Below are 23042 nucleotides of genomic sequence, written 5' to 3' on the forward strand. Positions count from 1 at the left end.
GGTTGGGTGTGGGTATGAGTGCGCCTAACCGGAAACTAACCTCGGCGCGCGCATCCTCGGACCGAGGGGATGCGATGAGACTGCTGCTGGTGGAGGACGAGGCCGATCTGGCCGACACGCTGGCCGACGGTCTGCGGCGCGAGGGGTATCGGGTCGATGTCGCCCGCGACGGGGCGAGCGCGCTGGTCGCGGCCGCGGCGGCCGACATCGACGTGATCGTGCTCGACCGCGACCTGCCGGTGCTGCACGGCGACGCCGTGTGCCGCACACTCGTCGCGCAGCAGTATCCGGCCCGCATCCTGATGCTCACCGCGGCAGGCACCCTCAGCGATCGCGTCGACGGCCTCGACCTCGGCGCCGACGACTACCTCGCGAAGCCGTTCGCGTACGTCGAGCTGCTCGCACGCATTCGGGCGCTCGCCCGCCGCACGTCGCCGACCGGATCGAGCGCCGTCCGCGAGTTCGCGGGTGTGCGCCTCGACAGCACCCGGCGCGTGGTGGAGCGCGACGGGGTGCCGATGCGGCTCACCCCCAAGGAGTTCGGCGTGCTCGAGGCCCTGCTCGTGGCCGAGGGCGGATACGTGAGCGTCGACGAGCTGCGCGACGAGGTGTGGTCCGAGCCGCAGGAGCGCACCCGCGGCGTGGTGAAGATCGTGGTGCACACGCTGCGGCGCAAGCTCGGCGCACCGACCGTGATCCAGTCGGCGGCGGGGCATGGCTACCGGATGGGAATCTCATGAGACGCCTCAGCTTTCACACCCGGCTCGTGCTCGTCATCGCGGGGGTGTTCGTGGCCGTGGGCGCCGGCCTGCTCACCGTGCAGTACCTCGTGGTGCAGCAGCTGTTCGATTCGGCGATCACGGTCACGGTCGAGAGCTGCCTGCCCGCCGGTGAGGACGGCAGTCTTCCGACCCCGGATGCCGACACGAACACCGAGACGACGCCGCCGGACTCCACCGGGTGCTCCCTCTTCGACAGCGTGTCGTTCACCGGGAACGATGCCGAGGCTCTGGATCCCTCCTCGGCGGATGACGTCGGCGGCGCGGTCCTGCAGCAGTCGAACTTCCTTGCCGATGAGGTCGGCGGCGGGCTGCTGACCTCATCGGCCGTGGTCCTGGTCGCCTTCACCGGAGTGGCTGCGCTGCTCGCGTTCTGGCTCGCACGCCGGTCTCTCGGCCGCATCCGTGAGGTGACCGCGACGGCCCGTGACATCTCGGAGCGCGATCTCGGACGCCGCCTCGCGTTGCCCGGACCCGACGACGAGATCAAGGAGCTCGGCGACACGATCGACGGCATGCTCGACCGGCTGCAGTCGGCGTTCGTCGCCCAGGACCGCTTCGTCGCGAACGCCTCGCACGAGCTGCGCACGCCGCTGACGACCACGCGCACGGCGCTCGAGATCCCGCTCGCGCAGGGCACCGTGCCCGCGGAACTCGAGCCGAACCTGCGGCGCGCGCTGCGCGCGACCGAGCAGAGCGAGCGGCTGATCGCGGCGCTGCTCACGCTCGCACGGTCGCAGACCGGGCTCGAGCATGTCGAGACCGTCGAACTCGCCACCGTCATCGCCGATGAGATCGGCGACCTCGTCACGCACCGCGTGGTCGTGCATGTGAGCGCTCGGCCCCTCGAGATCTCGGGCGACGGCGTGCTGCTCGGCCGGGCCCTGCGCAACCTGCTCGACAACGGCATCCGTCACAACGTTCCCGGCGGCGATCTCTGGGTGCGGTGCCGCCGAGAGGGCGCGGATGCCGTGATCGAGGTCGAGAACACCGGAGCGGTCATCGCGCCCGAGACGGTCGCGCAGCTCGCGGAGCCGTTCTACCGCGGCGATACCACGCGGACTTCGGCTGGACCCTCCGGCATCGGCCTGGGCCTGGCGCTCGTGCAGAGCATCGCCACCACGCACGGCGGAGCGCTGCAGCTACGAGCGCGGGCAGACGGCGGGCTGTTCGCCACGCTCCGTCTGCCCGCCTGAGCGGCCGCCTGGGCCGGTCGATCGCCGGGCGCGAACGCACCGCGCCCGGGCGTGAACACACCGCGTCGGGCGGCGAACACACCGATGGGCGGAGGGTCCCTGAGGATTCCTCCGCCCATCGGCGAGAGATCCGCCCGACGTGCGGGCGAGACGGCGGTGCGTCAGCTGCTGACGACCCAGTCGAACTGGTCGCCGTACTCCTCGAGCCAGGCGTCGACGGCATCCGCTTCCTTGCCCTCACCGAACTCGTTCACGACCATGTCCTCGAGCGCACCGTACTGTGCGTCATCGAGCTTGATCTTCTCGACCAGCTCAGCGGCCTCGGGGAACTCCTCGGCGAAGCCCTTCGTGCCCAGGAAGTGCAGGCCCTCGGCCTCGCCCATCGCGCCCATCGGGTCTTCGAGGTCCTTCAGCGGGAAGGCGTCGTTGGCCCAGAACGGACGCCACAGCGTCACGACGATGTCCTCCTGCGCATCGGTCGCCGTCTTCAGCTCGGTGAGCATCGCGGCGGTCGACGAGGTGACCAGCTCGTACTCGGAGTCGAGTCCGTACTCGGGAAGCATCTTCTGGGTCTGCGCAGTAAGACCCGCGCCCGGCTCGATGCCGTAGATCTTGCCGTCGAACTCGGCCGAACGGCCCGCGAGGTCGGCGATCGACGTCAACTCGGAGTACTCCGGCACCGCGAGCGTGAGCTTCGCGTTCTCGTAGTACGCACCGAGGTCCTCGATGTCGTCACCGTACGTGTCCATGTACGACTTGTGGGTGAGCTCGGGCCAGGCCGACGGGTACATGTCGACGTCACCCTGCGCGAGGCCGGTGTACAGCGGGCCCGCCTCGGTGAGCGTCTTCATCTCGACCGTGTAGCCGATCTTCTCGAGCTGGTCCTGGATCAGGTACGCGGTGCTGAGTCCGTCGGTCCACGAGGGCAGGAAGCCCAGCGTGATCGTGCCCTTGTCGCCCGAGCCGCCGGTGCTCTCGCCGCCGGTGCCGCCGGTGCCGCCCGTGCCGTCGCCGCTGCAGCCGGCGAGGGTCAGGGATGCCGTGATGCCGATGGCCGCGATGCTGAGGATCTTCTTCTTCATGTGTCGTCTCTCTCTCGGTTCCGTATGTCTGGGTTGCTGTGTTGCTGTGTTGCTGTGATGCGGGTGTTGCGTTTCAGGAAGGGTCAGGAAGTGGGCACCGGCGTGCGGGTCTCAGCCGGTGTGGAGTCGGATGCCGCGGCGGCCGCCTCGTCGCGCTGACGCTGCGTGCGTCGGCGGGCGAGCATCCCGAGCAGCGACGACGGGTTCTGGCCCGCCGCGCCGAGGGCCGCGGTGACGCGGTCGAGGAACACGGCGATGAGCACGACGCCCAGGCCCGCTTCGACGCCCTTGGGGATGTTGATGGTCGAGATCGCCTCGACGACCATCTTCCCGAGGCCGTCGGCACCCGCCATTCCGGCGATGACCGCCATCGACAGCGCGAGCATGATGACCTGGTTGACCCCGGCCATGATGGTCGGCATCGCGAGGGGCAGCTGGATGCCGCGCAGGATCTGGCCCGGCTTCGCACCGAACGCCTGCCCTGCCTCGACGGTCTCGGAGTCGACGCCGCGGATGCCGAGCTCAGTCAGTCGCACGCCCGGAGGCAGCGCGAAGATGACGGTCGCGACGAGTCCGGGAACCACGCCGATGCCGAAGAAGACGATCGCGGGGATCAGGTACACGAACGCGGGCATCGTCTGCATGAAGTCGAGCACGGGCTTGAGAACCGCGCGGACCGAGGCGTTGCGCGCCGACCGGATACCCAGCGGCACCGCGATCAGCACGGCGACCACGGCGGCGACGAGCACCAGCGCGAGCGTCTGCATCGCGGGCACCCAGAGGTCCATCGCGACGATCAGACCGAACGACACCAGCGTGCCGATCGCGAGTTGCCACGAGCGCACGACCCACGCGATGAGCGCGGCGAGCACGATGATGACGACGAAGTGCGGGCTGAGCAGCGCGCGGGTGAGGCCGTCGACGAGGAAGTTGACGATGAACGAGATCACGTCGAGCAGGCCGTCGAGGTTCGTCTTGATCCAGTCGACGCCGGCCGCGGCCCATTCACCGACGGGAATGCGAAAACCATCCATCAGCGCACCTCCTCGGGGGTCGAGGCCGATGCCGGCGGCTCGGCGGTCCATCCGTCATCGAGCACGGCGTCGATCTCGGCCTGGGGCATCGGAATGAGCGGCAGCGTCAACTCGCCGGTCGCTCCGGGGCCGGGGCCCAGGGCGGCGAGCAGCGTGACACGGGGGATGACGCCCGACAGGCGCCCCTCGGCATCCGTCACGGCGAGCGGCAGCGGCGACTCGACCGAGGGGATGAACAGGTTCATCAGCACCTCGTCCTCGCTCACGCTTTGCGGCACGGGCTTGATGATGTCGCGCAGCGTCGAGACGCCGTTGCGCACCAGCTTGACCGCATCGCGGTCGGTGACGATGCCCAGCAGCTTGCGGTCGCGGCCGGTCACATACGTGGCCGACATGTACGCGTCGCGCATCTGGCGCAGCGCCGTGCGCGGTCCGGCGGTCTCGGCGACCACGGGGCGTGCGCGCTCCATGACGTTCGCGGCGGTGAGCACGCGGGCGCGGTCGACGTCCTGCACGAACTGCTCGACGTAGTCGTTGGCCGGGTCGGTCAGGATGTCCTCCGGCGTGCCGATCTGCACGATGCGACCGTCGCGCATCACGGCGATGCGGTCGCCGAGGAACATGGCCTCGTTGAGGTCGTGGGTGATGAAGACGATGGTCTTCTGCAGCTTCTGCTGGAGTTCGAGCAGCTGCTCCTGCATCTCGCGGCGGATGAGCGGGTCGAGCGCGCTGAACGCCTCGTCCATCAGCAGGATGTCGCTGTCGGCGGCGAGCGCGCGGGCGATGCCGACGCGCTGCTGCATTCCGCCCGAGAGCTCGGACGGGAGCTTGTCGGCCTGCCCGTCGAGGCCGACCAGGGTGAGGATCTCGGCGGCCTTCGCGAGCCGCTCCTCCTTGCCGACGCCCTTGAGCTCGAGGGGGTAGGCGACGTTCGCGGCGACCGTGCGGTGCGGCAGCAGGGCGAAGTGCTGGAACACCATCGAGATGCGGTCACGACGGATCTCGCGCAGGCGTCCGGCCGGGATCCCGGTGATCGGGTCGCCGTTCACGGTGACGGTGCCGTCGGTCACGTCGTGGAGGCCATTGAGCATGCGGATGATGGTGGACTTGCCGGAGCCGGAGAGGCCCATGATCACGAAGATCTCGCCCCGGTTCACGGTGAAACTCGCGTCGATGACGGCGGCGGTTCCTGCGTCTCCGACCGCGGATCTGCTCTCACCGGCCTTCAGCCGACGGACGGCCTGGTTCGGATTCTTCCCGAACACCTTGTACAGATTGCGCGCTTCTAGTGCGATTTCGGACACGTTTCCCCTGCGGCTCGCCTTCGGGTGGCTGAGCCTGCTTCGGTTACGCCCGGGTGAGACTCACAGGGCCGTTCGACATGTTCGCTGTGGCGGCACGGACAGCGGATTTCGGATCCGCCGTAGAGAGCATCGACCGTACGTCCACGCCTCTTCGCAGCACAGCTCATCGAAAGAAGGACGTGGCCGCGGACTGGTCTTCGGGCCGTCAGGCCCACGTTCCAACGTAACGAAATGGCCGGTCAGGGGCAAATCCCGGTGCGCGGAGGGCCGTGAGTTTCGGCGTCTGACCGGGGGATTGCGGGAATGTCTGCCCCCTTGCCGTGCGGGTGCGTCGGATGCGAGAATGCGGCGGTTTCGGGGGGTTCAGGGGCGGCGGATGCTGCGCATCACGGTGAACTTCGGCGTGCGATGCCGCTGCTCCGTCGCCCCGATCAGCCGCGTCAGCTCGGCCCGATACCCGAGCGACGAGTTGAACACCGTGAACAACTCTCCGCCCGGACGCAGCACCCGCGCCGCGGCTTCGAACAGCCGCGTCGCCGCCCCCGTGTGCACGCTGCTGCCCAGGTGGAACGGCGGATTCAGCAGCACGACATCGACACTCGCCGGCGCGAGCTCGGACGCGGCGTCATCGTGCATGACGATCACGCGGTCGGCGACCCCGTTCGCGGCAGCCGTCGCCTGAGCCGATGCCATGGCCGCCGCCGAGCGATCGGTCGCGATGACGCGCGCGTCGGGGTGCGCGAGGGCGTACGAGACCGCGAGGGCGCCGGTGCCGCAGCCGAGGTCGAGCACGGTCGGGGGTGCTGCTGCCGAGCCGCCGTGCACAACTCCGTCAATCCGCGCCGCATCGGCCGATTCGGGGCCGGTTTCGGCCGCACCCCGTCCGTTCTTGCTGAGTTGTGAACGCGCGAGGCCGAGCACCTCGAGCAGAACCCGGGTGCCGATGTCGAGTCGGGCGCCGGCGAACGCCCCGCCGTACGCGGCCAGAGTCAGCCCGTCGTGCTCGGCGACCACGGGGAACGGCAGCTCCTCCGGCACCGATCTCGGCTCGGCGGCGATGATCAGCCGCGACTTCCGCGCTGCGCGCTCGGCCTGCACACGCGCGAACCGGCCGGCGAGCACCTCGTTCTGCGTCAGCGTCATGTGCTTCACTCGTCCGCCCGCGATCAGCACCGCGTCGGGCGCCGCCCACCGCGCGACCGCATCGGCGATCTGCTCGAGTTCGGCGAGGGACTTCGGCAGCTGCAGCAGCACGAGGCGCGCGCCGTCGAGCAGGGTGCCGTCGAGCTCGTGCGACGCGAACCCGTCGAGGCCGAGTTCCTCCGCATTGCGCGTCAGCGCGCGGCGCCCGGTCGCGAGATCCTGATGCACGCGGATGCCGTGGCCCCCGGCATCCGTCAGCGCATCCGTCAGCGACAGCGTGATCGCGCCGTACTCGTCGCCGATCACCGCGATCTCGTGACCTGCGATGCCGTGCTGCGCGGCGAACTCCTGCGCGCGTTCGACCAGCAGCAGATCGGTGGCGTCGTACGCCTGCAGGTTCTCCGCCTCGACATCGGGCCAGCGGCGCAGTCGGCTGTACGAGAACTCAGGCATCCGCCCACTTTACGGCGCGCTGCTGGGCGAGGACCCGCCCCGCCCCTTGCGCAGGAAACGCCGACGAAACACAATGGACATCAACTAGATCATTCTGATCTGTTTAATGAGTGCATCGACGCACGAGGAGTTTTCGCATGACCCTGACCATCGCCGGACTTCAGCATCACGGCGTGCCCGGCGATGTCGACGCCAACCTCGACATCATCACCGCAGCCGCCCGTGACGCCGCCGCCCAGGGCGCCCGCGTGCTCGTGACCCCCGAGATGTTCGTGACCGGCTACAACATCGGCGATCGCCTCGCCCCGCTGGCTTCCGCAGACCTCGTCGACAGAGTCGCCCGCATCGCCGTCGACACGGGCATCGCCATCGTCGCCGGACTGCCCGAACCGCTCGCTGACGGCCGCATCACGAACTCCCTCGTCGTGATCGACCGCGACGGAACGGAGCTCCTCCGCTACCGCAAGACGCACCTGTTCGGCCCGCTCGATCGCAGCCTGTTCGTCGCCGGCGACACGCTCCCGGGGATCATCGAGATCGACGGCGTACGCCTCTCGGTGCTGATCTGCTACGACGTCGAGTTCCCCGAGACGGTCCGCCGCACCGCCCTCGCCGGCGCGGATGCCGTGATCGTGCCGACCGCGCAGATGGAGCCGTTCGCCCACATCGCCGAACGCCTCATCCCCGTGCGGGCGTGGGAGAACCAGATCCACGTCGTCTACGTCAACCGCGTCGGCTCCGAAGGCGACCTCACCTACGTCGGCCGCAGCAGCATCGCGGGCCCCGACGGTGAGCCGCTCGCCGTGCTCGGCCCCCGCGAGACCGGCCTCATGATCGCCACGATCGATCCCGAGGCGACACAGCGTGCTCGGCAGGAGAACCCGTATCTCGCCGACCGCCGCACCGAGTTGTACTGACCCCTCCTCCTCGTCCGCTCGCGGACACCCCTCGTGAAAGAGACCCCATGACCGTCTCCCCCCTCGCCGAGCCGCGCCAGCGACTCGACGGTCAGCTCGGCACCGGCTCCATCGTCTTCATGGTGATCGCCGCTGCCGCTCCGCTCACCGTCATCGGCGGCAACGTGCCCATCGCGATCGGATCCGGCAACGGGCCGGGCGCCCCCATCGGATTCGCTCTCGCCGCCGTCATCCTGCTCGTCTTCTCGGTCGGATTCGTCACGATGACGCCCTTCGTGAAAGAAGCCGGCGCCTTCTTCTCCTACGTGACGGCCGGACTCGGCTCGCGCCTCGGGCTGGGCTCAGCCTTCACCGCTCTCGTCGCGTACACGGCGATCCAGGTCGGGATCTACGGCTACATGGGCTGGGCGGTCGACGACCTGGTCACGTTCTTCGGCGGGCCGAGCCTGCCGTGGTGGCTGTACTCGTTCCTGACGATGGCGATCGTCGCGGTGCTCGGATACCGTCACATCGACCTCAGCGCCAAGGTGCTGGGCGTCGCTCTGGCACTCGAGATCCTCGTGGTCGTCGTGCTCGACGTCGTCATCTTCGCCACGGGCGGCGCCGAGGGGATCGCGCTCGAGACCTTCGACCCCGCCTCCGTCTTCTCGGGTGGGATCGGCGTCTCCGTGCTGTTCGCCCTGACCGGATTCATCGGCTTCGAGGCGACCGCCGTGTTCCGCGATGAGGCCCGCGACCCCGAGAAGACCATTCCGCGGGCGACCTACCTCGCCGTCATCATCATCGGCGTCTTCTACGCCATCTCGTGCTGGGCGCTCGTGACCGGAGTCGGGGCAGGCAACGCGGTGGCCGTCGCACAGCAGACGCTCGCGGGCGAGGGCAACCTGCTGCTCGACACGACCACGCAGTATCTCGGACCGATCCTGCGCGACGTCGTGCAGGTGCTGCTGATCACGAGCCTGTTCGCGTGCGTGCTGTCGTTCCACAACGTCATCGCGCGGTACCAGTTCACGCTCGCGCAGAAGTCCGTGCTGCCCGCTCGGCTCGGTCACCGTCATGCGTCGCACCACTCCCCCGCGTTCTCGTCGGTCGTGCAGACGATCACGGCCGCGATCCTGCTCGCCGTGCTGGCGCTGCTGGGCCTCGACCCCCTGGTCGGGGTGTTCGGCTCGATGGCCGGTGTCGCCACCGTCGGGATGGTCCTGCTCATGCTCACCACCTCGATCGCGGTGCTGGTGTTCTTCGCCCGTCGCCCCGAACTCGCGACCGGACGCGTGTGGGGCGCCCGGGTGTTCCCGATCCTCGCCGTCGTCGGACTCGCGTTCGCCCTGTGGCTCGTGCTGTCGAACTTCACCCTGGTGACCGGCGGCAGCGTCGCGGTGAGTGTGGCGCTCGCCCTCATTCCCGTCGCGGCCATGGTCGTCGGTATCGTGGGAGGCAGGCGCTTCCGGCTGGACGCCGACCGCCCCGAGCACACCGCCGACACGGCGGAGGAGCCCGTGACGAGCTGAACCCCGGCGGCGCGCGCGGCGGGGACACGACAACGAGGGAGTGCGATGGACCTGGCCTCTCCCGCGCTCGGATCGATCCGCCGCACGACCGCCGTCGACACCGTCCGTGCGCGCATCTCGCTCGCCGTCGAACTCGGCATGCTCGCACCCGGCGACCGGCTTCCCGGCCCGGATGACACGGCACGCGCGTTCGAGGTGAGCGAGATGACCGTGCGCCGCGCCTACCGGCTGCTGAGCGACGAGGGTGTGGTGGTGCGACGGCCGGGGCGCGCGGGCGGCACGTTCATCGCCGATGCCCCGCCGGTCGGAACGGTCGTCGAGATCGACGCGTACCGTGCGGATGCCGCGCACGTGCACGGACTGATCGACCAGCGCGCCACGCTCGAGGCCGGACTTGCGGCGCTGGCGAGCGCGGACGCTTCGCCCGAGGTTCTGACACGGCTCGATGCACTGATCGCCGACATGCGCACCGCGCCGGACTGGACCGGCTTCCGCACCGCCGACAGTGCCTTCCACGCCGTGCTCGCCGAGGCCGCGGGGGTGCGCGGGGCCGCCGAACTCCACCGCCGCGTGTCACACGAGCTGTACGCGTACTTCATCCCGTATCGCATCGACTACCTGCGCGCATCGAATGAGGAGCACGTGCTGCTGGTCGCCGCGCTGCGTGCCGGTGACGCCGCGACGGCCAGTCGGCTCGCGTTCGACCACGTCGCCGAGCTGCACGCCTCGATGTACGTCGGCCTGCCGCGCGCCTGACCTGGCTGCGCGGCGGCGTCTCGCCCGTTCGGCGTTCACAATTCAGCAAGAACGTCGGCCGCGCCGCCGGTCAACCGCGCCAGGGCGGGGTTCTCGGCGCCACCCGTCGCTTTTTTGCTGAGTTGTGAACGGGCACCCCCGAGCACCCCCCGCAGAACCCACCCTTGACACGTCCCAGCCTCCATGGTTACCTACTCAAGTAAGTAACCCACCAACCACGCGGAGGACCTGTGATCGACGAAGGCAAGCCGCTCTTCCTGCAGATCGCCGAGCAGATCGAAGACTCGATCGTCGGCGGTTCGCTGGCCGAAGAGGCGCAGGCGCCGTCGACGAACGAACTCGCCTCGTTCTACCGGATCAACCCCGCCACCGCAGCGAAGGGAGTCGCCGTGCTCACCGACAAAGGAGTGCTCTACAAGCGCCGCGGCATCGGCATGTTCGTCGCGGAGGGCGCGCGTGAGCTGCTCCTCGGCGAGCGCCGGGCCGCGTTCGCCGACCGCTACATCGCCCCACTCCTCGCCGAGGCCCGCACGCTCGGGCTCGACGCCGACGACCTCGCGGCACTGCTCCGGCAGCGCGCCGCCCAGACCGCCACCCAGACCACCGCGCAGACGACCGACGCAGAAGGGAAGACCCCGGCATGACCGCCGTGATCGAGGTGCAGAACCTCACCAAGCGCTACAAGGACAAGCGAGCACTCGACGACGTCTCGCTCTCCATCGAAGGAGGCGCCATCTATGGGCTCCTCGGCCGCAACGGCGCGGGCAAGACCACGCTGATGTCGATCCTCACCGCCCAGAACTTCGAGTCGTCGGGCACCGTGCGCGTGTTCGGTGAGCACCCGTACGAGAACTCGCGAGTGCTGGGCCGGATCTGCTTCGTGCGTGAGAGCCAGAAGTATCCGGATGATGCGTACCCCAAGCATGCGTTCCGGGCGGCACGACTGTTCTTCCCGAACTGGGATCAGGAGCTGGCCGACGAGCTCATCGCCGAGTTCCAGCTGCCGATGAAGCAGACGATCAAGAAGCTCTCTCGCGGTCAGCTGTCGGCGGTGGGCGTGATCATCGGGCTCGCCTCGCGCGCCGACATCACGTTCTTCGACGAGCCCTACCTCGGACTCGACGCGGTCGCCCGGCAGATCTTCTACGACCGCCTGCTCGAGGACTACGCCGAGCATCCGCGCACGGTCATCCTCTCGTCGCACCTGATCGACGAGGTCTCGAACCTCATCGAGAAGGTCATCGTGATCGACAACGGACGCATCCTCCTGCACGAGGACACCGACGCTCTGCGCGACCGCGCCATCACGGTCGTCGGCGATGCCACCGCGGTCGACGCGTGGGTCGGCGCCCGCGAGGTGCTGCACCGTGAGTCGCTCGGACGCGTGGCCTCGGTCACGGTGCTCGGCGCGCTGACGCCGACGGAGCGGGCGGAGGTCGTGGCATCCGGTCTCGACCTCGCGCCGGTGTCTTTGCAGCAGCTGGTCGTGCGACTCACCCAGAAGGCCGGGGTCGACGCGGCCACGGCAGACCACGCCACGAAGGAGGAGGTGCGCTGATGCGACGCACACTCAACGTCATCCGCCTGCAGCTGATCAACCGGCAGACCTTCATCTGGGTCCCGCTGATCGTGCTCGGCTCGGCGGTCGTCATCTCGGTGCTCATCTACGCGATGATCCCGATCGACACCCCCAAGTACGGCGGCGGCGGCCAGGCCCCGCTCTGGTACTTCTTCGCGATCGGCATCTCGGCGATGACGCTGACGTTCCCGTTCTCGCAGGCCATGAGCATCACCCGGCGCGAGTTCTTCATCGGCACGATGCTGACGGCGATCCTCGGCAGCGCGTTCCTCGGGATCGTGTTCCTGATCGGCGGTGCCATCGAGATGCTGACCGACGGATACGGCCTCAACGGCTACGTCTTCTACCTGCCGTGGCTCTGGGAGTCCGGACCCGTGGGGGCGTTCATCGTGTTCTTCACGCTGGCGCTCCTCCTGTTCGTCGTCGGGTTCACCGGGGCCACGATCGTGAAGAGCTGGGGACCGATGGTGCTGGCGTTCGTCGGACTCGGTCTGGCGCTGATCCTGGTCGGACTCGCGTTCCTCGCGACGCGGCTCGACCTGTGGCCGCAGGTGTGGACGTCGATCCTCGACCTCGGCGCCGTCGGCCTCGCGCTCTGGGGCCTGGTGATCACCGCAGTGCTCACGGGCGTCTCGTTCCTTGCTTTCCGGCGGGCGATCCCCTGAGTCGAGGGCTGCGCGGCGGCGGCTCGCCCGTTCGGCGTTCACAACTCAGCAAGAACGTCGGCCGCACCGCCCGTCGCCCGCACCAGGCCGGGGTTCTCGCGCCACCCCGACGCGTATTTGCTGAGTTGTGAACGGGCACCCCCGCGCACCGCCACGCACAGCCGCAAAGATCACCGAAGCTGGCTGAACGCCTCGGCCTTCTGCGTCGGTCCCGCGATCAGCATGAGATCGTCGGCCTCGATGACGGTCTCTGCCGTGGTGTACGTCCAGTCCTGCCCGGGGCGCTTGACCGCGGTGATGGTGACGCCGTAGGTGGAGCGAATCCGCGCTTCGCCGAGGGGTACGCCGGTGACGGTGCGGTTGGCTGCCGCCGTGACGAGCGCGAAGTCGTCGCCGATCTCGATGTAGTCCCGCATCGCGCCGCGGACCAGATGCGCGACGCGCTTGCCCATCTCCTTCTCGGGGTACACAACGTGGGTGACTCCGAGCTGTTCGAGGATCGTGCCGTGCGCGTCGCTGACGGCTTTCGCCCAGACGTGCTGGATCCCGAAGCGCAGAAGCAGTGACGTGGTGAGGATGCTCGCTTCGAGGTCGCTGCCGATCGCGACCACGACCCGGTCGAAGCTGGGGATAGCGAGCTGCTGCAGAACCTCTTCGCTGGTGGCATCGGCGGTCACCACGTGGGTGAGGTGGCCGTTCAGGCTCTGCACGATGTCTTCGCGGCTGTCGATACCGAGCACCTCCGTGCCCTTCGACATGAGCTCGAGCGCGAGCGCCCGGCCGAAGCGGCCCAGCCCGATGACGGCGACGGAATCGGCCTCGGCGGTGCGGGTCAGATCTCTCCCGCCGAGAAAATGCTTAGCCAATGATGGGCCTTTCTTTGGGGAGTTCGTAGAGCACCCGTCGTTCCCTGAGCGCCAGGGCGGATGCGAACGTGATCGGCCCGAGTCGGCCGATGAACATGAGCAGGACGAGGATGAGCTGCGCCGCAACCGGCAGGTCGGCGGTGATGCCGGTCGAGAGGCCCACGGTTCCGAATGCCGACACGACTTCGAACAGGACGCGATCGAGCTCGATCTCGGTCATGAGCACGATGGCGATCGTCGCGCTCATGACGACGGCGACCGACAGCAGTGCCACCGTGATCGCCTGGCGGTGCACCGCTCGCGAGAGCCGCTTGCCGAAGACGTTGACCGAACCGTCACCGCGGATCTCGGCCAGGATGATGAAGAAGAGCACGGCGAAGGTCGTGACCTTGATGCCACCGGCCGTTCCCGCCGGCCCGCCGCCGATGAACATCAGCGCATCCATCCCGATCAGAGTGGCCTCGTCGAGTGCTCCGATGTCGACGCTGTTGAAGCCCGCCGTGCGGGTCTGAACCGACTGGAAGAAGCCGGCGAGCAGTTTCGCGTGCCACTCGAGCGGACCCAGCGTGGCCGGGCTGTTCCACTCGATGGCCGTGATGTACGCCGTACCGGCGACCAGGAGGGTGACTGTCGCGGCGAGCACGATGCGGGTGTTCATCGTCCACTTCACCGGGAATCGCGCGTGCTTGCGCAGCTGCATGATCACCGGGAAACCCAGGCCGCCGAGGATCACCGCTGCGGCGATCGGCAGGCAGATGAACGGATCAGCGACGAACGACATGAGGTTGTCGCTGAACAGCGCGAACCCGGCGTTGTTGAACGACGACACGGCGTGGAAGGCGGCCAGCCAGGCGGCCTCTCCGATCGTGTGATCGAATCCCGTCGCGAATCGGGCGAACAGCAGCACGAACACCACGGCCTCGATGGTCAACGAGATCCGGACGACGCCGAGGACGAGGCCCTTCACGTCTTGGAGCCCGACGCTCTTCACCTCGGCCGCCGCGAGCAGCGTAGAACGCAGGGAGAGCTTGCGCATCACCGCGAGACCGATGACCGAGGCGAGTGTCATCACGCCGAAGCCGCCGATCTGGATCAGCACGAGGATCACGACGTGTCCGAACGGCGACCAGAAGGTCGGGGTGTCGACGATGATGTGGCCGGTCACGCACGCGGCCGACACCGCCGTGAACAGTGCTTCGATCAGCGTCGCCCCGCCCGGCCCGGTCTTGGCGATCGGGAGCGAGAGCAGTCCGGTCCCGAGAACGATCGCGAGGACGAACCCGCCGAGCACCGCCTGCGCCGGGTGAGGCCGCCACCGTCGACGTCGACCCGCCGACGGAGACGCGAGGAGGGTACGGGGCACGAGCAAACTCTAGTGGGAGCGCCACTTCGCATCGGGGCTCAGGATGCTCAGCCACTGCATCACGCAACATGAGGACGATGCGCGGATGCGCGAAACGTGATGACCGTTCGCGCACGACTCTCGTCCACACGGGTGAAGGGTGGCGTCGGCCGGGTCGGCGTCAGGCACAGTGGGCGTCGTCGGTGGAGTCCCCAGCGAAGCCGACCGGCGGTCCCGCGGAAGCCCCCCGGCTGGCCCGGGACCGCCCCCTGAGTTCTTCCGTTCCGTCCTCACCGGAGGTCAGATCCGGTCGTCGGCCGCCAGCACGTCGACCTGCCACGGCCGGCTGTCGGGGTCGTTCGGGTCGTGCGCCTCGACGGCCTCCGACATCACGTCCTCGACGCGTTCGAGCATCGCCTCGAACTCGGCGGGGGTGAGCCGCACCACGCGCTGTGAGAAGGTCGCGTGCACCTCGGTCGTGCGTCCGCTGACGTACTCGGGGGTCCAGGCGATCACGCGTCGCATCAGCTCCTGATGCTCCTCGGCGATCACGCCGAGCATCACGCCGCTGAGCGCCTCGTCGGGCACCGGGCTCTCGGGTCCGCCGAGGCTCAACGCCTGATGACGCGCCTGCCACACGCGGTCGCGGCGGTCGCGGGCGCGCTCGGGCGCCTCTTCGATCAGCCCCGCGTCGGCCAGCACGCGCAGGTGAAAGCTCGCGCTGTTCGCGGCCACGCCCAGCTCGTCGGCGATGTCGGCCGCGCGCAGGTGGTCGCGCCGCCGGAACAGCTGCAGCATCTGCCGACGCAGCGGGTGCGTGTACGCCTTGAGCATGGCCGTCGTCATCCAGACCGGATCGGGCCGCTTCTGCTCGCTCATCCCCTGAGTGTATCCGCACTCGTAATTGCGCAATAAGACTTGCGCAATTACTCTTGCGCATCTACTCTCGACCCATGACCACCGTGACCGCACCCCACCGCCTGTGGCGCAATACCCGCTACCTCACCTGGCTCATCAGCGACACGAGCAAGGGGCTCGCCGCCGCGCTGTTCGGCTTCGCCGTGCCGCTGCTGGCGCTGATCGTGACGAACGACCCCGCCCAGGCCGGCATCATCGGCGGCGCGGGCATGATCGCGCGCCTGCTGACGACACTTGTCGGCGGCATCCTGGCCGACCGCCACCCTCGCATCGGTCTCATGCTGACCGGGTCTCTCGTGGGCATCGTGCTCGCCGGCGCCTTCACCGCGCTGGCGCTCACCGGCGACCTGACGTTTCCGTCGCTCCTGGTGCTGAACGTGCTGCTCGCCGCCCGCAGTGGGCTCTTCGACGTCGCCGGCGAGAGCGCCATCAAGGAGATCGTCCCGGACGAGGCGATGGGCCGCGCGCAGGCGGCGAACCAGGGGCGCGATGCCGCACTGCAACTCGCGGGCGGCCCGCTCGGCGGACTCCTGCTGGGTGCCGGCGGCTGGCTCGTCGGCGCGGTCATGACCCTCTGCCACGGGATCGCCGCGATCACCGCCTGGATGCTGGGGCGCGGAACGCGCGCGGGATCCGAGCCTGCACGCGACACCGACACCGACACCGCACCGGCACCCGAACGCGCGCCGCGCAACGCCTGGCGGGAACTGCGCGAAGGCTTCACGTGGCTGCTGTCGCGCCCCGACCTCGGCGGCGTGCTGCTGATCATTACCATCATCAACCTCGGCTTCAACGCCGCCATCACGACGGTCATCTACGCGCTGCAGCAGGCCGGCTACTCCGAGCTCCTGATCGGCTCGATGTCGGCCGGCATCGGCGCGGCCATGCTCGGCGGCGCCCTGGTCGCTCCGCTGCTCGTGCCGCGCATCGGCGCCGGGGTGCTCGCCATCACGGGGCTCAGCGTGGCCGCGGTCGGTGCGGTGACGCTCACGACCGTGACCGAGCCGTGGGCGATCGCCGTCGTGCTGGGGGCCTCGGTGCTGCTGCTGCCCGCCCTCAACGCCAGCATGATGGGCTACTTCATGGTGGCGACGCCGACGCACTTGCTCGGGCGAGCGAACAGCGCCGCGGGCGTGCTCGGCATGGGCGCGATGCCGTTGGCTCCGCTGATCGCCGGCTTCGGACTGACGTGGATCGGACGAGAGTCGACGATCCTCGTGTGCGCGGCACTGTGCGTGATCGCGGTGGCGCTGGCCGTCGGCAACCGGGCGCTGCGCGGGCTGCCGGTCGAGGCGCGCTGGGCCGAGCACGCCCAGCAGTACGAGGACCGGTGACACGCGACGTCGACTGTTCTATCGTGACGGGGGACGGATGCCGCGGGCGACGACGCCCAGCGGGGATGGGAGAGCGATCATGACCGACAGCGAGATCATCGAGAAGCCGCTGCCCGCGCTGCGGCTGGCCGCACTCACCGTGCGGGTGGCGACGCAGCCCGAGGTGGTCGGGCAGGTCGGGCCGCTGTTCGATCGGGTCGCCGATGCGCTGACGGCGGTCGGCGCCTCGCTGTCGACCCCCGTCGCCGTGTACGAGATGGATGAGCACGGCGTGCGCATCACCGCCGGCTACGCATCAGACGACCCCGCGCCGGACGGCCTCACGATCGTCGAGCTGCCGGCCGCGGCGAGCGCGGTCAGCCTCACGCACCTCGGGGTGATGGCGACGATCGGTCTGAGCTGGTCGACCGTGTTCGAGGCGATCACCGAGCGAGGGGCCCGAGCCGAGGGTCCGTGCCGCGAGGTGTACCTGCGGGCGGAGTCCGAGGACCAGGTCGACTGGATCACCGAGCTGCAGCAGCCGATCGCGCGGGGCTGACCCGGAGTCGCTCAGTCGCCGGGCCCCAGGCGACGCGTCAGAGCGCGCCGGTGAGCGCGGCGATCCCGAGCAGCAGCGAGACGAGCGCGAGGACGAGCGCGATCGAGATCAGTACGACGTGCACGATGAGGAACCGGCTCGCCTTGCCGTTCGCGTCGCGGGAGCGCGGGTCCTTCGCGACCCGCTTGTAGAACTGGGGCCAGACGACGGCGTTGAAGGCGGCGTTGAGGAAGAGCACGATGGCGAGGGCGGTCACCTCTCCACGGTATCGGTTCGTGGCGCGGCATCCGGGCGCGGCATCCGCTCAACTTCTTGGACTGCGACATGTATCAGAAAGCTCTTGCCGTGCTCCTGCTCCATGTGATCACAATGGGCTTCATGATCGACGGTGCACCCGGCGCCGCTCTCGATCCTGCTTCGGACGACGGACCCGCGCGCTGGCTGCGGGCCGCCGAGCTCTTCGACGCATGGCGCGAGGGCGACGGTCACGCGATGGACGACCTGGTACGGCTGATGACCCCCGTGCTGTGGCACGTCGTGCGCGCCTACGGGCTCGAGCGCACGCTCGCCGAAGACGTCGTGCAGACCACCTGGCTGCGGGTGGTGCGCGGGCACGACTCGATCGCCGACCCGCGCGCGGTCTCGGCCTGGCTGACCACCACCGCCCGGCGCGAGGCGTGGCGCGTGGGCAAGGCGCAGGGTCGCGTCGACACGACGGAGCCCGACGACCTCGACGCCCTGCTGCCCGTACAGACCTCCCCCGAGGAGCACGCCGCGGTCTCGGAGGAGCGACAGCGCCTGTGGTCGGCCGTGCAGCATCTGGCGGAGCGGTGCCAACGGCTGCTGCGGGTGATCGCCTTCGAGGATCGCCCCGACTACGCGCGCCTCGCAGAAGACCTGGCAATGCCGATCGGCAGCATCGGACCGACCCGTCAGCGGTGCCTGGCCAAGCTGCGCAGCCTGCTCGACGCCCCGCCGACACCGCGATGGGAGGGCCGGTCATGATCGCCCCGGATGCCGATGACGCCGCGCTCTTCGCTCATCTGCGTGACGTGTGGCGTGAGGCCGACCCGGTTCCGGCCGACCTGGTCGACCGCATGGTCGCGGCCGTCGCCGCCGACGGACTGAATCGCGAGTACGCCCTGCTCACCCTGGTCGAGGGGCCGGTCGGCGCGGTGCGCGGCGAGGCCGACGCCCTCACCCTGCAGTTCAGCGACGGCAGCACCAGCATCCTGCTGCATGTGACGAGCACGGCGTCGGGTCGCCGCCGGGTCGACGGCTGGGTCGACACGGCCGCCGCCGAGATCGAGCTCACGCAGGGCGACCGCACGCGGACGACCGTGCCCGCCGAGACCGGACGCTTCGCGTTCGACGACGTGCCCCCCGGACTCACGCGGGTGCATCTGACGACGCGGGTGGGCGACGAGACGCGCACCCTGTCGACCCCGCAGTTCGAGTTGTAGCGCCGGGTCCGACCGGGCGGGCGCAGGGGTGCGGCATGCGCACCGGAGAGGATGACCCATGGAGCAGCCCAGAGGATGGACCTGGCAGGACCGCGCGGAGGGATCGATCCGACGCGGGTCGGCGTTGGATCCGAGTTCGGAGCCGGTCCACGGCATCCGCGCCTATCCGACCGCCTACCTGCCGGATCGTCTGCTGATCATCCGCGATGCGGCCGATCAGGAGGAGTCCGATCAGGAGCTGCGCACGCTCCGCGACGCGGCCGACACCTTCGGCTGGCTGCTCGAGTTCGACGGCGCCGAGCGTGAGGTGGCCGAACTCGTTCCCGGCGTGGCCGGGTTCCTGCGCGCGCGGCTGACCACGCCCGACGAACCCACCCGCGGAGAGTCCCCGGTGGCTCCGGATGCCTGGCGCGTGCTGCAGCGGGCCCGGCGGATGTCGCGTTCGACCATGCCGCGCACCGGACTCGAGCACGTGCTGTCGATCGACCCGGTCGGGCTCAACCCGTTCAGCCGCACGAATCCCTTCAGTCGGACGAACCCGTTCAGCCGCACCAACCCGGTGCGCGGCGAGGGCGCGGGCGGCAGCGACGACTACCTCGAGCCCGGGCGCGGGGCGCGTCAGCCCGTGACCTGGCTCGGCCCTGCGCCGCAGCGGAATCCGGCGCCGAAGCGCGGTCGGCGGCCGGTGGTGGCCGTGCTCGACACCGGCTGCGGGGTGCACTCCTGGCTGCCCGACGACATCGTCACCCGGCACATCGAGCTCGACGGGGTGCCGGTGGGGCTGACGGACGAGGCCGACCCGGAGCGCTACCCCGACCTGTACGGGCAGCTCGACGGCGAGATCGACGCGGTCGCCGGTCACGGCACGTTCATCGCCGGCATTATCCGGCAGACCGCTCCGGATGCCGACATCCTCTCGATCCGCGTCGCCGGCGCGCTCGGCGTGATCGACGAGAGCACGCTGCTGCACACGGTCGCGCAGGTCGTCGAGCTGCTGCGCCGCTACCGCGAAGACCCGAAGACGGGGCATCCGATCGACGTGCTCAACCTGTCGCTGGGCTACTACCACGAGACCCCGGTCGACGGACTGTTCAGTCGCACCCTGTACGAGCTGCTCGCGGCGGCGCGCGCGTTGGGATGCGTGGTGGTGTGCTCCGCCGGGAACGACGCGATCGACCGGCCCGCGTTCCCCGCATCGCTCTGGCCGTGGCCCGGATCGGAGAACGGGATCGTTGCGGATGCCGGGGCGCCGCACGTCTCGGTCGGCGCGCTCAACCCCTCGGCGCGGTCGATCGCCCTGTTCTCGAACGTGGGGCCGTGGGTGCAGGTGTACGCCCCGGGCGCCGCGGTGGTCAGCACGTCACCGGCTTTCGTCGGAGGAACACAGGCGGCTACGCGCGCAGACCTCACCGGACTGCGGCGTCAGACGATCGACCCCGACGACTACCGCGGCGGATTCTCGGTGTGGAGCGGCACGTCGTTCGCGGCCCCGTACGTCGCGGGACGGATCGCCGCACTGCTCGGCGCCGTGGGTTTGGGCGGTGCCGGGGCGGATGCGGCGGCCGAGGCCGTGCGAGCGGTCGTCGAGACGCTGCCGGCGCCGGGGGACTGAGGGCGGGCCCTTCCCCCGCGGGGCGGGGCACGGCATTGTGGGGGAATGCCCCTGTCCGCGAGCGAGCTGCACCGGCGCGGGGTCGAGGCGGCCAACTCCCGACGGTTCGCGGCGGCCCGGCGTGCGCTGGCGACGGCATCCGCCCGCACGCATGACCCCGACCTGCGTGCGCGCATCGACGGGACCACCGCATACGTGCTCGCGCAGACGGGGCGTCCGGCCGATGCCGAGCGGCTGTGCCGAGAAGCCCTCGAACGCCCCGACCTGCGCCCCGAGACGACCGCCGTGATCCACGGGCAGCTCGGCACCCTGCTGATGCACTCCGGACGACTCTCGGACGCCGCCACGATGCTCACGCGCGCCATCGACACGATGAGCAGCCTCGAGGGCGACACGACCGAGCTCGCGAACTGCCTGATGAACCGGTCGATCGTGCGCATGCAGCAGCACGAGCTCGATGCGTGCGTCGCCGATCTGCAGCGCGCGATCGCCGTGTACGAGGCGAACGGCGACGACGAGCCGCTGGCCGAAGCACGACACAACCTCGGCTACGCGGCGCTGCTCGGCGGCGACCTGGTCACCGCCCTGGCGCTGATGACCCGCTCGCGTCCGACTCTGGCCGCGGTCAGTGATCTCGCGGCGGCGATCAGCGACCTCGACCGCGCCGAGGTGCTGCGCGATGCGGGACTTGCGACCGAGGCCGAGGCGCTGCTCGCCCGGGTCGCGGTGCAGTTCGGGGCGCAGCGCATGCGGCAGGCGCGCGGCGAGGCCGAGTTCCATCTGGCGCGGTCCCTGCTGCGCCATGATCCGCCGGCCGCAGAGCGGGTCGCCCGCACGGCCGCGGGTCGCTTCACGGCACTCGACAGCGCGGGGTGGGCGGCGCGCGCCGACGCCGTGCGACTCGAGGCGCGGTTGCGGCGCCGCCCCGACGGCGCCACGCTCCTGCCCGACATCGAGCGCACGGTCACGGCCCTCGACCGCGGCGGATTCCGCACCGAGGCGGCCGCGTTGCGACTGAGCTCCCGACGTGCGGGCGGGGGACGCATGCCGCGCATCGACGCCGCCGCCCCGGCGCCGCTGCGCCTGCGGGCGCACGAGGTGCGGGCGGCCCGTGCCGCGTCGGCCGGACGCACGCGTGAGGCGCTGCGGTCTGCGGCATCCGGCCTCGATCTGCTCACGACGTGGCAGCAGTCGTTCGGCGCGCTCGACCTGCAGGCGTCGGTCGCGATGCACGGCACCGAACTCGTCTTCGCGGGGCTCACCGCCGCCGCCCGCACGAAGGATCCGGCGACGCTGTTCGCGTGGTCGGAGCGGGCGCGGCACCTGAGTCAGCAGGTGGCGCCGGTGCGTCCGCCGCACGACGAGCAGCTCGCCGCCGACCTGGCCGAGCTGCGGATGCTGCGCGCCGATCTCGCGGGCAGTGACTGGACGACCGACGCCCGCGTGCGCGAGCTGCGCGACCGGGTGCGCGAGCGGCAGTGGTCATCGACGCACGCCGCCGGCACCCGCGAGCGCCTCGATCTGGCCGCGGCCATGGCGCACCTCGACGACACGACCGCGGTGCTGTCGTACGTGTTCACCGGTTCTGCCCTGCATGCGGTGGTGGTCACGGCATCCGACGCCCGCCTCGTCGACCTCGCCTGGCCGCGTGTGCAGGCCGCTCTCGACGGACTCCGCGCCGACCTCGACATGGCCGCACTCACCCGCGGCGGGTCAATGTCGCCCGTGATCGCGCGCTCGCTCGACGCGCGACTCCGGCTGCTCGACGAGGCCCTGCTGACTCCGGCGCACGCGGTGAGCGGACGGGCGCGACGCCTGGTCATCACGGCACCGGGCATCCTCGCCGGAGTGCCGTGGGCGATGCTGCCCGGCCTGCACGGCACGCCGTTCACGCTGGCGACCTCGGTTTCACGGTGGGGTGCCGATCGCCTTCCGGCAACACCCGCGGGCCCCAGCCCCGCATCGACACCCCCGCTCCGCGTCGGCCTCGCCACCGGCCCCCGCGTCGCGCGCGGAGCCGAAGAGATCGCGCAGGCCGCCGCCGCCTGGACCGGTCGCGCTGCCACCACCCACGTGCTCGAGGGCGATGCGGCATCCGTCTCGGCCGTCACCGCGCTGGCCGGCGACTCCGACGTGCTGCACATCGCCGCGCACGGGCGCCATGCGGTCGACAACCCCCTGTTCTCGGGGTTCGAGCTGGCCGACGGCACCCTGTTCGGCTACGACGTCGACCTGATCCCCCGCACACCCGCCACGGTCGTGCTCTCGGCGTGCGAGCTCGGTCGCTCGTCGGTGCGCTGGGGCGAGGAGGCCCTGGGCATGACGCGGGTCTGGCTGCACGCGGGCACGCGCTGCGTGATCGCGGCGCCGGTCGTGGTCGCCGACGACGTCGCGTGCGAACTGCTCAGCGCGGTGCACGACGAGCTCGCCGCCGGCGCCTCACCCGCCGATGCCCTCGCCGCGGCATCCGTCTCGACCGGCCACCGGGCTCCCTTCCAGAGCCACGGCAGCGGATTCTGAGAACTTTCGCGCGCGCCGATGTATCAGCGC

The 23042-nt window shown here is 70.0% G+C and carries 22 protein-coding genes; 14 read left to right on the forward strand and 8 right to left on the reverse strand.

Features of this window, described 5'->3' with window-relative positions; all coding sequences use genetic code 11:
* Positions 1–74 precede the first annotated feature (74 nt).
* Together AC2D10_RS10835 and AC2D10_RS10840 are read left to right on the forward strand one after the other, a co-directional pair.
* Positions 75–740: a response regulator transcription factor gene (locus AC2D10_RS10835; protein WP_484707682.1), complete on the forward strand. Its 666-nt coding sequence runs from the start codon at positions 75–77 to the stop codon at positions 738–740.
* Positions 737–1975, forward strand: a complete 1239-nt coding sequence (locus AC2D10_RS10840) for a sensor histidine kinase (protein WP_484707683.1) — start codon at positions 737–739, stop codon at positions 1973–1975. The genes AC2D10_RS10835 and AC2D10_RS10840 overlap by 4 nt, the downstream gene beginning before the upstream one ends.
* A 161-nt stretch (positions 1976–2136) precedes the next feature.
* On the opposite strand, the gene AC2D10_RS10845 is transcribed toward AC2D10_RS10840, so the two are convergent.
* The 4 genes from AC2D10_RS10845 to AC2D10_RS10860 form a co-directional block, all read right to left on the reverse strand.
* On the reverse strand, positions 2137–3057 hold the full coding sequence (locus tag AC2D10_RS10845; RefSeq protein WP_484707684.1) for a glycine betaine ABC transporter substrate-binding protein: 921 nt from the start codon (positions 3055–3057) through the stop codon (positions 2137–2139).
* A gap of 83 nt (positions 3058–3140) precedes the next feature.
* Complete coding sequence (locus AC2D10_RS10850) at positions 3141–4091, reverse strand: ABC transporter permease (RefSeq protein WP_484707685.1); 951 nt, start codon at positions 4089–4091, stop codon at positions 3141–3143.
* The gene (locus AC2D10_RS10855; protein ID WP_484707686.1) at positions 4091–5395 is read right to left on the reverse strand and encodes a quaternary amine ABC transporter ATP-binding protein; all 1305 of its coding nucleotides are present in this window, start codon (positions 5393–5395) and stop codon (positions 4091–4093) included. Before AC2D10_RS10855 ends, AC2D10_RS10850 begins: the two co-directional genes overlap by 1 nt.
* A gap of 363 nt (positions 5396–5758) precedes the next feature.
* The gene (locus tag AC2D10_RS10860; protein ID WP_484707687.1) at positions 5759–6991 is read right to left on the reverse strand and encodes a class I SAM-dependent methyltransferase; all 1233 of its coding nucleotides are present in this window, start codon (positions 6989–6991) and stop codon (positions 5759–5761) included.
* A 137-nt stretch (positions 6992–7128) separates the two neighbouring features.
* Here AC2D10_RS10860 and AC2D10_RS10865 point away from each other — a divergent pair, with 137 nt between their 5' ends.
* The 6 genes from AC2D10_RS10865 (at position 7129) to AC2D10_RS10890 (ending at position 12419) form a co-directional block, all read left to right on the forward strand.
* Entirely contained in the window at positions 7129–7908 is a 780-nt protein-coding gene (locus AC2D10_RS10865; RefSeq protein WP_484707688.1) for a carbon-nitrogen hydrolase family protein, read from the forward strand.
* Positions 7909–7955: 47 nt separating this feature from the next.
* Positions 7956–9419: an APC family permease gene (locus tag AC2D10_RS10870; protein ID WP_484707689.1), complete on the forward strand. Its 1464-nt coding sequence runs from the start codon at positions 7956–7958 to the stop codon at positions 9417–9419.
* A gap of 45 nt (positions 9420–9464) precedes the next feature.
* Positions 9465–10175, forward strand: a complete 711-nt coding sequence (locus tag AC2D10_RS10875; protein ID WP_484707690.1) for a FadR/GntR family transcriptional regulator — start codon at positions 9465–9467, stop codon at positions 10173–10175.
* A 230-nt stretch (positions 10176–10405) separates the two neighbouring features.
* Positions 10406–10819 carry a GntR family transcriptional regulator gene (locus tag AC2D10_RS10880; protein WP_484707691.1) on the forward strand — a complete coding sequence of 138 codons (414 nt, stop codon included), beginning with the start codon at positions 10406–10408 and terminating at the stop codon, positions 10817–10819.
* Complete coding sequence (locus AC2D10_RS10885) at positions 10816–11733, forward strand: ABC transporter ATP-binding protein (RefSeq protein ID WP_484707692.1); 918 nt, start codon at positions 10816–10818, stop codon at positions 11731–11733. The genes AC2D10_RS10880 and AC2D10_RS10885 overlap by 4 nt, the downstream gene beginning before the upstream one ends.
* On the forward strand, positions 11733–12419 hold the full coding sequence (locus AC2D10_RS10890; RefSeq protein ID WP_484707693.1) for a hypothetical protein: 687 nt from the start codon (positions 11733–11735) through the stop codon (positions 12417–12419). Before AC2D10_RS10885 ends, AC2D10_RS10890 begins: the two co-directional genes overlap by 1 nt.
* Positions 12420–12589: 170 nt before the next feature.
* Here the strand turns inward: AC2D10_RS10890 and AC2D10_RS10895 are convergent, their stop codons facing one another.
* The 3 genes from AC2D10_RS10895 to AC2D10_RS10905 all read right to left on the reverse strand — a co-directional run bounded on the left by AC2D10_RS10895 (position 12590) and on the right by AC2D10_RS10905 (position 15506).
* Positions 12590–13285 (reverse strand): potassium channel family protein, encoded by a 696-nt coding sequence (locus AC2D10_RS10895; RefSeq protein WP_484707694.1) that lies wholly within the window; start codon positions 13283–13285, stop codon positions 12590–12592.
* Complete coding sequence (locus AC2D10_RS10900) at positions 13278–14648, reverse strand: TrkH family potassium uptake protein (protein ID WP_484707695.1); 1371 nt, start codon at positions 14646–14648, stop codon at positions 13278–13280. The genes AC2D10_RS10895 and AC2D10_RS10900 overlap by 8 nt, the downstream gene beginning before the upstream one ends.
* A gap of 279 nt (positions 14649–14927) precedes the next feature.
* Entirely contained in the window at positions 14928–15506 is a 579-nt protein-coding gene (locus AC2D10_RS10905) for a helix-turn-helix domain-containing protein (protein WP_484707696.1), read from the reverse strand.
* Between the two features lie 74 nt (positions 15507–15580).
* On the opposite strand from AC2D10_RS10905, the gene AC2D10_RS10910 reads away from it, so the two are divergent.
* Both AC2D10_RS10910 and AC2D10_RS10915 read left to right on the forward strand, forming a co-directional pair.
* Positions 15581–16879, forward strand: a complete 1299-nt coding sequence (locus AC2D10_RS10910; RefSeq protein ID WP_484707697.1) for an MFS transporter — start codon at positions 15581–15583, stop codon at positions 16877–16879.
* A gap of 79 nt (positions 16880–16958) precedes the next feature.
* Positions 16959–17417: a GyrI-like domain-containing protein gene (locus AC2D10_RS10915; protein WP_484707698.1), complete on the forward strand. Its 459-nt coding sequence runs from the start codon at positions 16959–16961 to the stop codon at positions 17415–17417.
* A 37-nt stretch (positions 17418–17454) separates the two neighbouring features.
* On the opposite strand, the gene AC2D10_RS10920 is transcribed toward AC2D10_RS10915, so the two are convergent.
* Positions 17455–17673, reverse strand: coding sequence for an SCO4848 family membrane protein (locus AC2D10_RS10920; protein WP_484707699.1), 219 nt, complete (start codon positions 17671–17673; stop codon positions 17455–17457).
* Between the two features lie 68 nt (positions 17674–17741).
* Between AC2D10_RS10920 and AC2D10_RS10925 the strand changes: the two genes are divergently transcribed.
* Genes AC2D10_RS10925 through AC2D10_RS10940 form a run of 4 tightly spaced genes read left to right on the forward strand, consistent with a single transcriptional unit; the run spans position 17742 to position 23012 of the window.
* Positions 17742–18422, forward strand: a complete 681-nt coding sequence (locus AC2D10_RS10925; protein WP_484707700.1) for an RNA polymerase sigma factor — start codon at positions 17742–17744, stop codon at positions 18420–18422.
* On the forward strand, positions 18419–18880 hold the full coding sequence (locus AC2D10_RS10930) for a hypothetical protein (protein ID WP_484707701.1): 462 nt from the start codon (positions 18419–18421) through the stop codon (positions 18878–18880). The genes AC2D10_RS10925 and AC2D10_RS10930 overlap by 4 nt, the downstream gene beginning before the upstream one ends.
* A gap of 58 nt (positions 18881–18938) precedes the next feature.
* Positions 18939–20492, forward strand: a complete 1554-nt coding sequence (locus AC2D10_RS10935) for a S8 family peptidase (RefSeq protein ID WP_484707702.1) — start codon at positions 18939–18941, stop codon at positions 20490–20492.
* Between the two features lie 45 nt (positions 20493–20537).
* On the forward strand, positions 20538–23012 hold the full coding sequence (locus tag AC2D10_RS10940) for a CHAT domain-containing protein (RefSeq protein WP_484707703.1): 2475 nt from the start codon (positions 20538–20540) through the stop codon (positions 23010–23012).
* Positions 23013–23042: the final 30 nt, after the last annotated feature.

The organism is Microbacterium sp. PI-SA-G, from assembly GCF_057215335.1.

Coding starts and splice junctions, on each gene's coding strand:
- AC2D10_RS10905 (WP_484707696.1), bottom strand. CDS start 15,506: ATGAGCGAGCAGAAGCGGCCCGATCCGGTCTGGATGACGACGGCCATG.
- AC2D10_RS10870 (WP_484707689.1), top strand. CDS start 7,956: ATGACCGTCTCCCCCCTCGCCGAGCCGCGCCAGCGACTCGACGGTCAG.
- AC2D10_RS10885 (WP_484707692.1), top strand. CDS start 10,816: ATGACCGCCGTGATCGAGGTGCAGAACCTCACCAAGCGCTACAAGGAC.
- AC2D10_RS10940 (WP_484707703.1), top strand. CDS start 20,538: ATGCCCCTGTCCGCGAGCGAGCTGCACCGGCGCGGGGTCGAGGCGGCC.
- AC2D10_RS10865 (WP_484707688.1), top strand. CDS start 7,129: ATGACCCTGACCATCGCCGGACTTCAGCATCACGGCGTGCCCGGCGAT.
- AC2D10_RS10835 (WP_484707682.1), top strand. CDS start 75: ATGAGACTGCTGCTGGTGGAGGACGAGGCCGATCTGGCCGACACGCTG.
- AC2D10_RS10935 (WP_484707702.1), top strand. CDS start 18,939: ATGGAGCAGCCCAGAGGATGGACCTGGCAGGACCGCGCGGAGGGATCG.
- AC2D10_RS10875 (WP_484707690.1), top strand. CDS start 9,465: ATGGACCTGGCCTCTCCCGCGCTCGGATCGATCCGCCGCACGACCGCC.
- AC2D10_RS10850 (WP_484707685.1), bottom strand. CDS start 4,091: ATGGATGGTTTTCGCATTCCCGTCGGTGAATGGGCCGCGGCCGGCGTC.
- AC2D10_RS10890 (WP_484707693.1), top strand. CDS start 11,733: ATGCGACGCACACTCAACGTCATCCGCCTGCAGCTGATCAACCGGCAG.
- AC2D10_RS10910 (WP_484707697.1), top strand. CDS start 15,581: ATGACCACCGTGACCGCACCCCACCGCCTGTGGCGCAATACCCGCTAC.
- AC2D10_RS10925 (WP_484707700.1), top strand. CDS start 17,742: ATGTATCAGAAAGCTCTTGCCGTGCTCCTGCTCCATGTGATCACAATG.
- AC2D10_RS10860 (WP_484707687.1), bottom strand. CDS start 6,991: ATGCCTGAGTTCTCGTACAGCCGACTGCGCCGCTGGCCCGATGTCGAG.
- AC2D10_RS10845 (WP_484707684.1), bottom strand. CDS start 3,057: ATGAAGAAGAAGATCCTCAGCATCGCGGCCATCGGCATCACGGCATCC.
- AC2D10_RS10840 (WP_484707683.1), top strand. CDS start 737: ATGAGACGCCTCAGCTTTCACACCCGGCTCGTGCTCGTCATCGCGGGG.
- AC2D10_RS10915 (WP_484707698.1), top strand. CDS start 16,959: ATGACCGACAGCGAGATCATCGAGAAGCCGCTGCCCGCGCTGCGGCTG.
- AC2D10_RS10930 (WP_484707701.1), top strand. CDS start 18,419: ATGATCGCCCCGGATGCCGATGACGCCGCGCTCTTCGCTCATCTGCGT.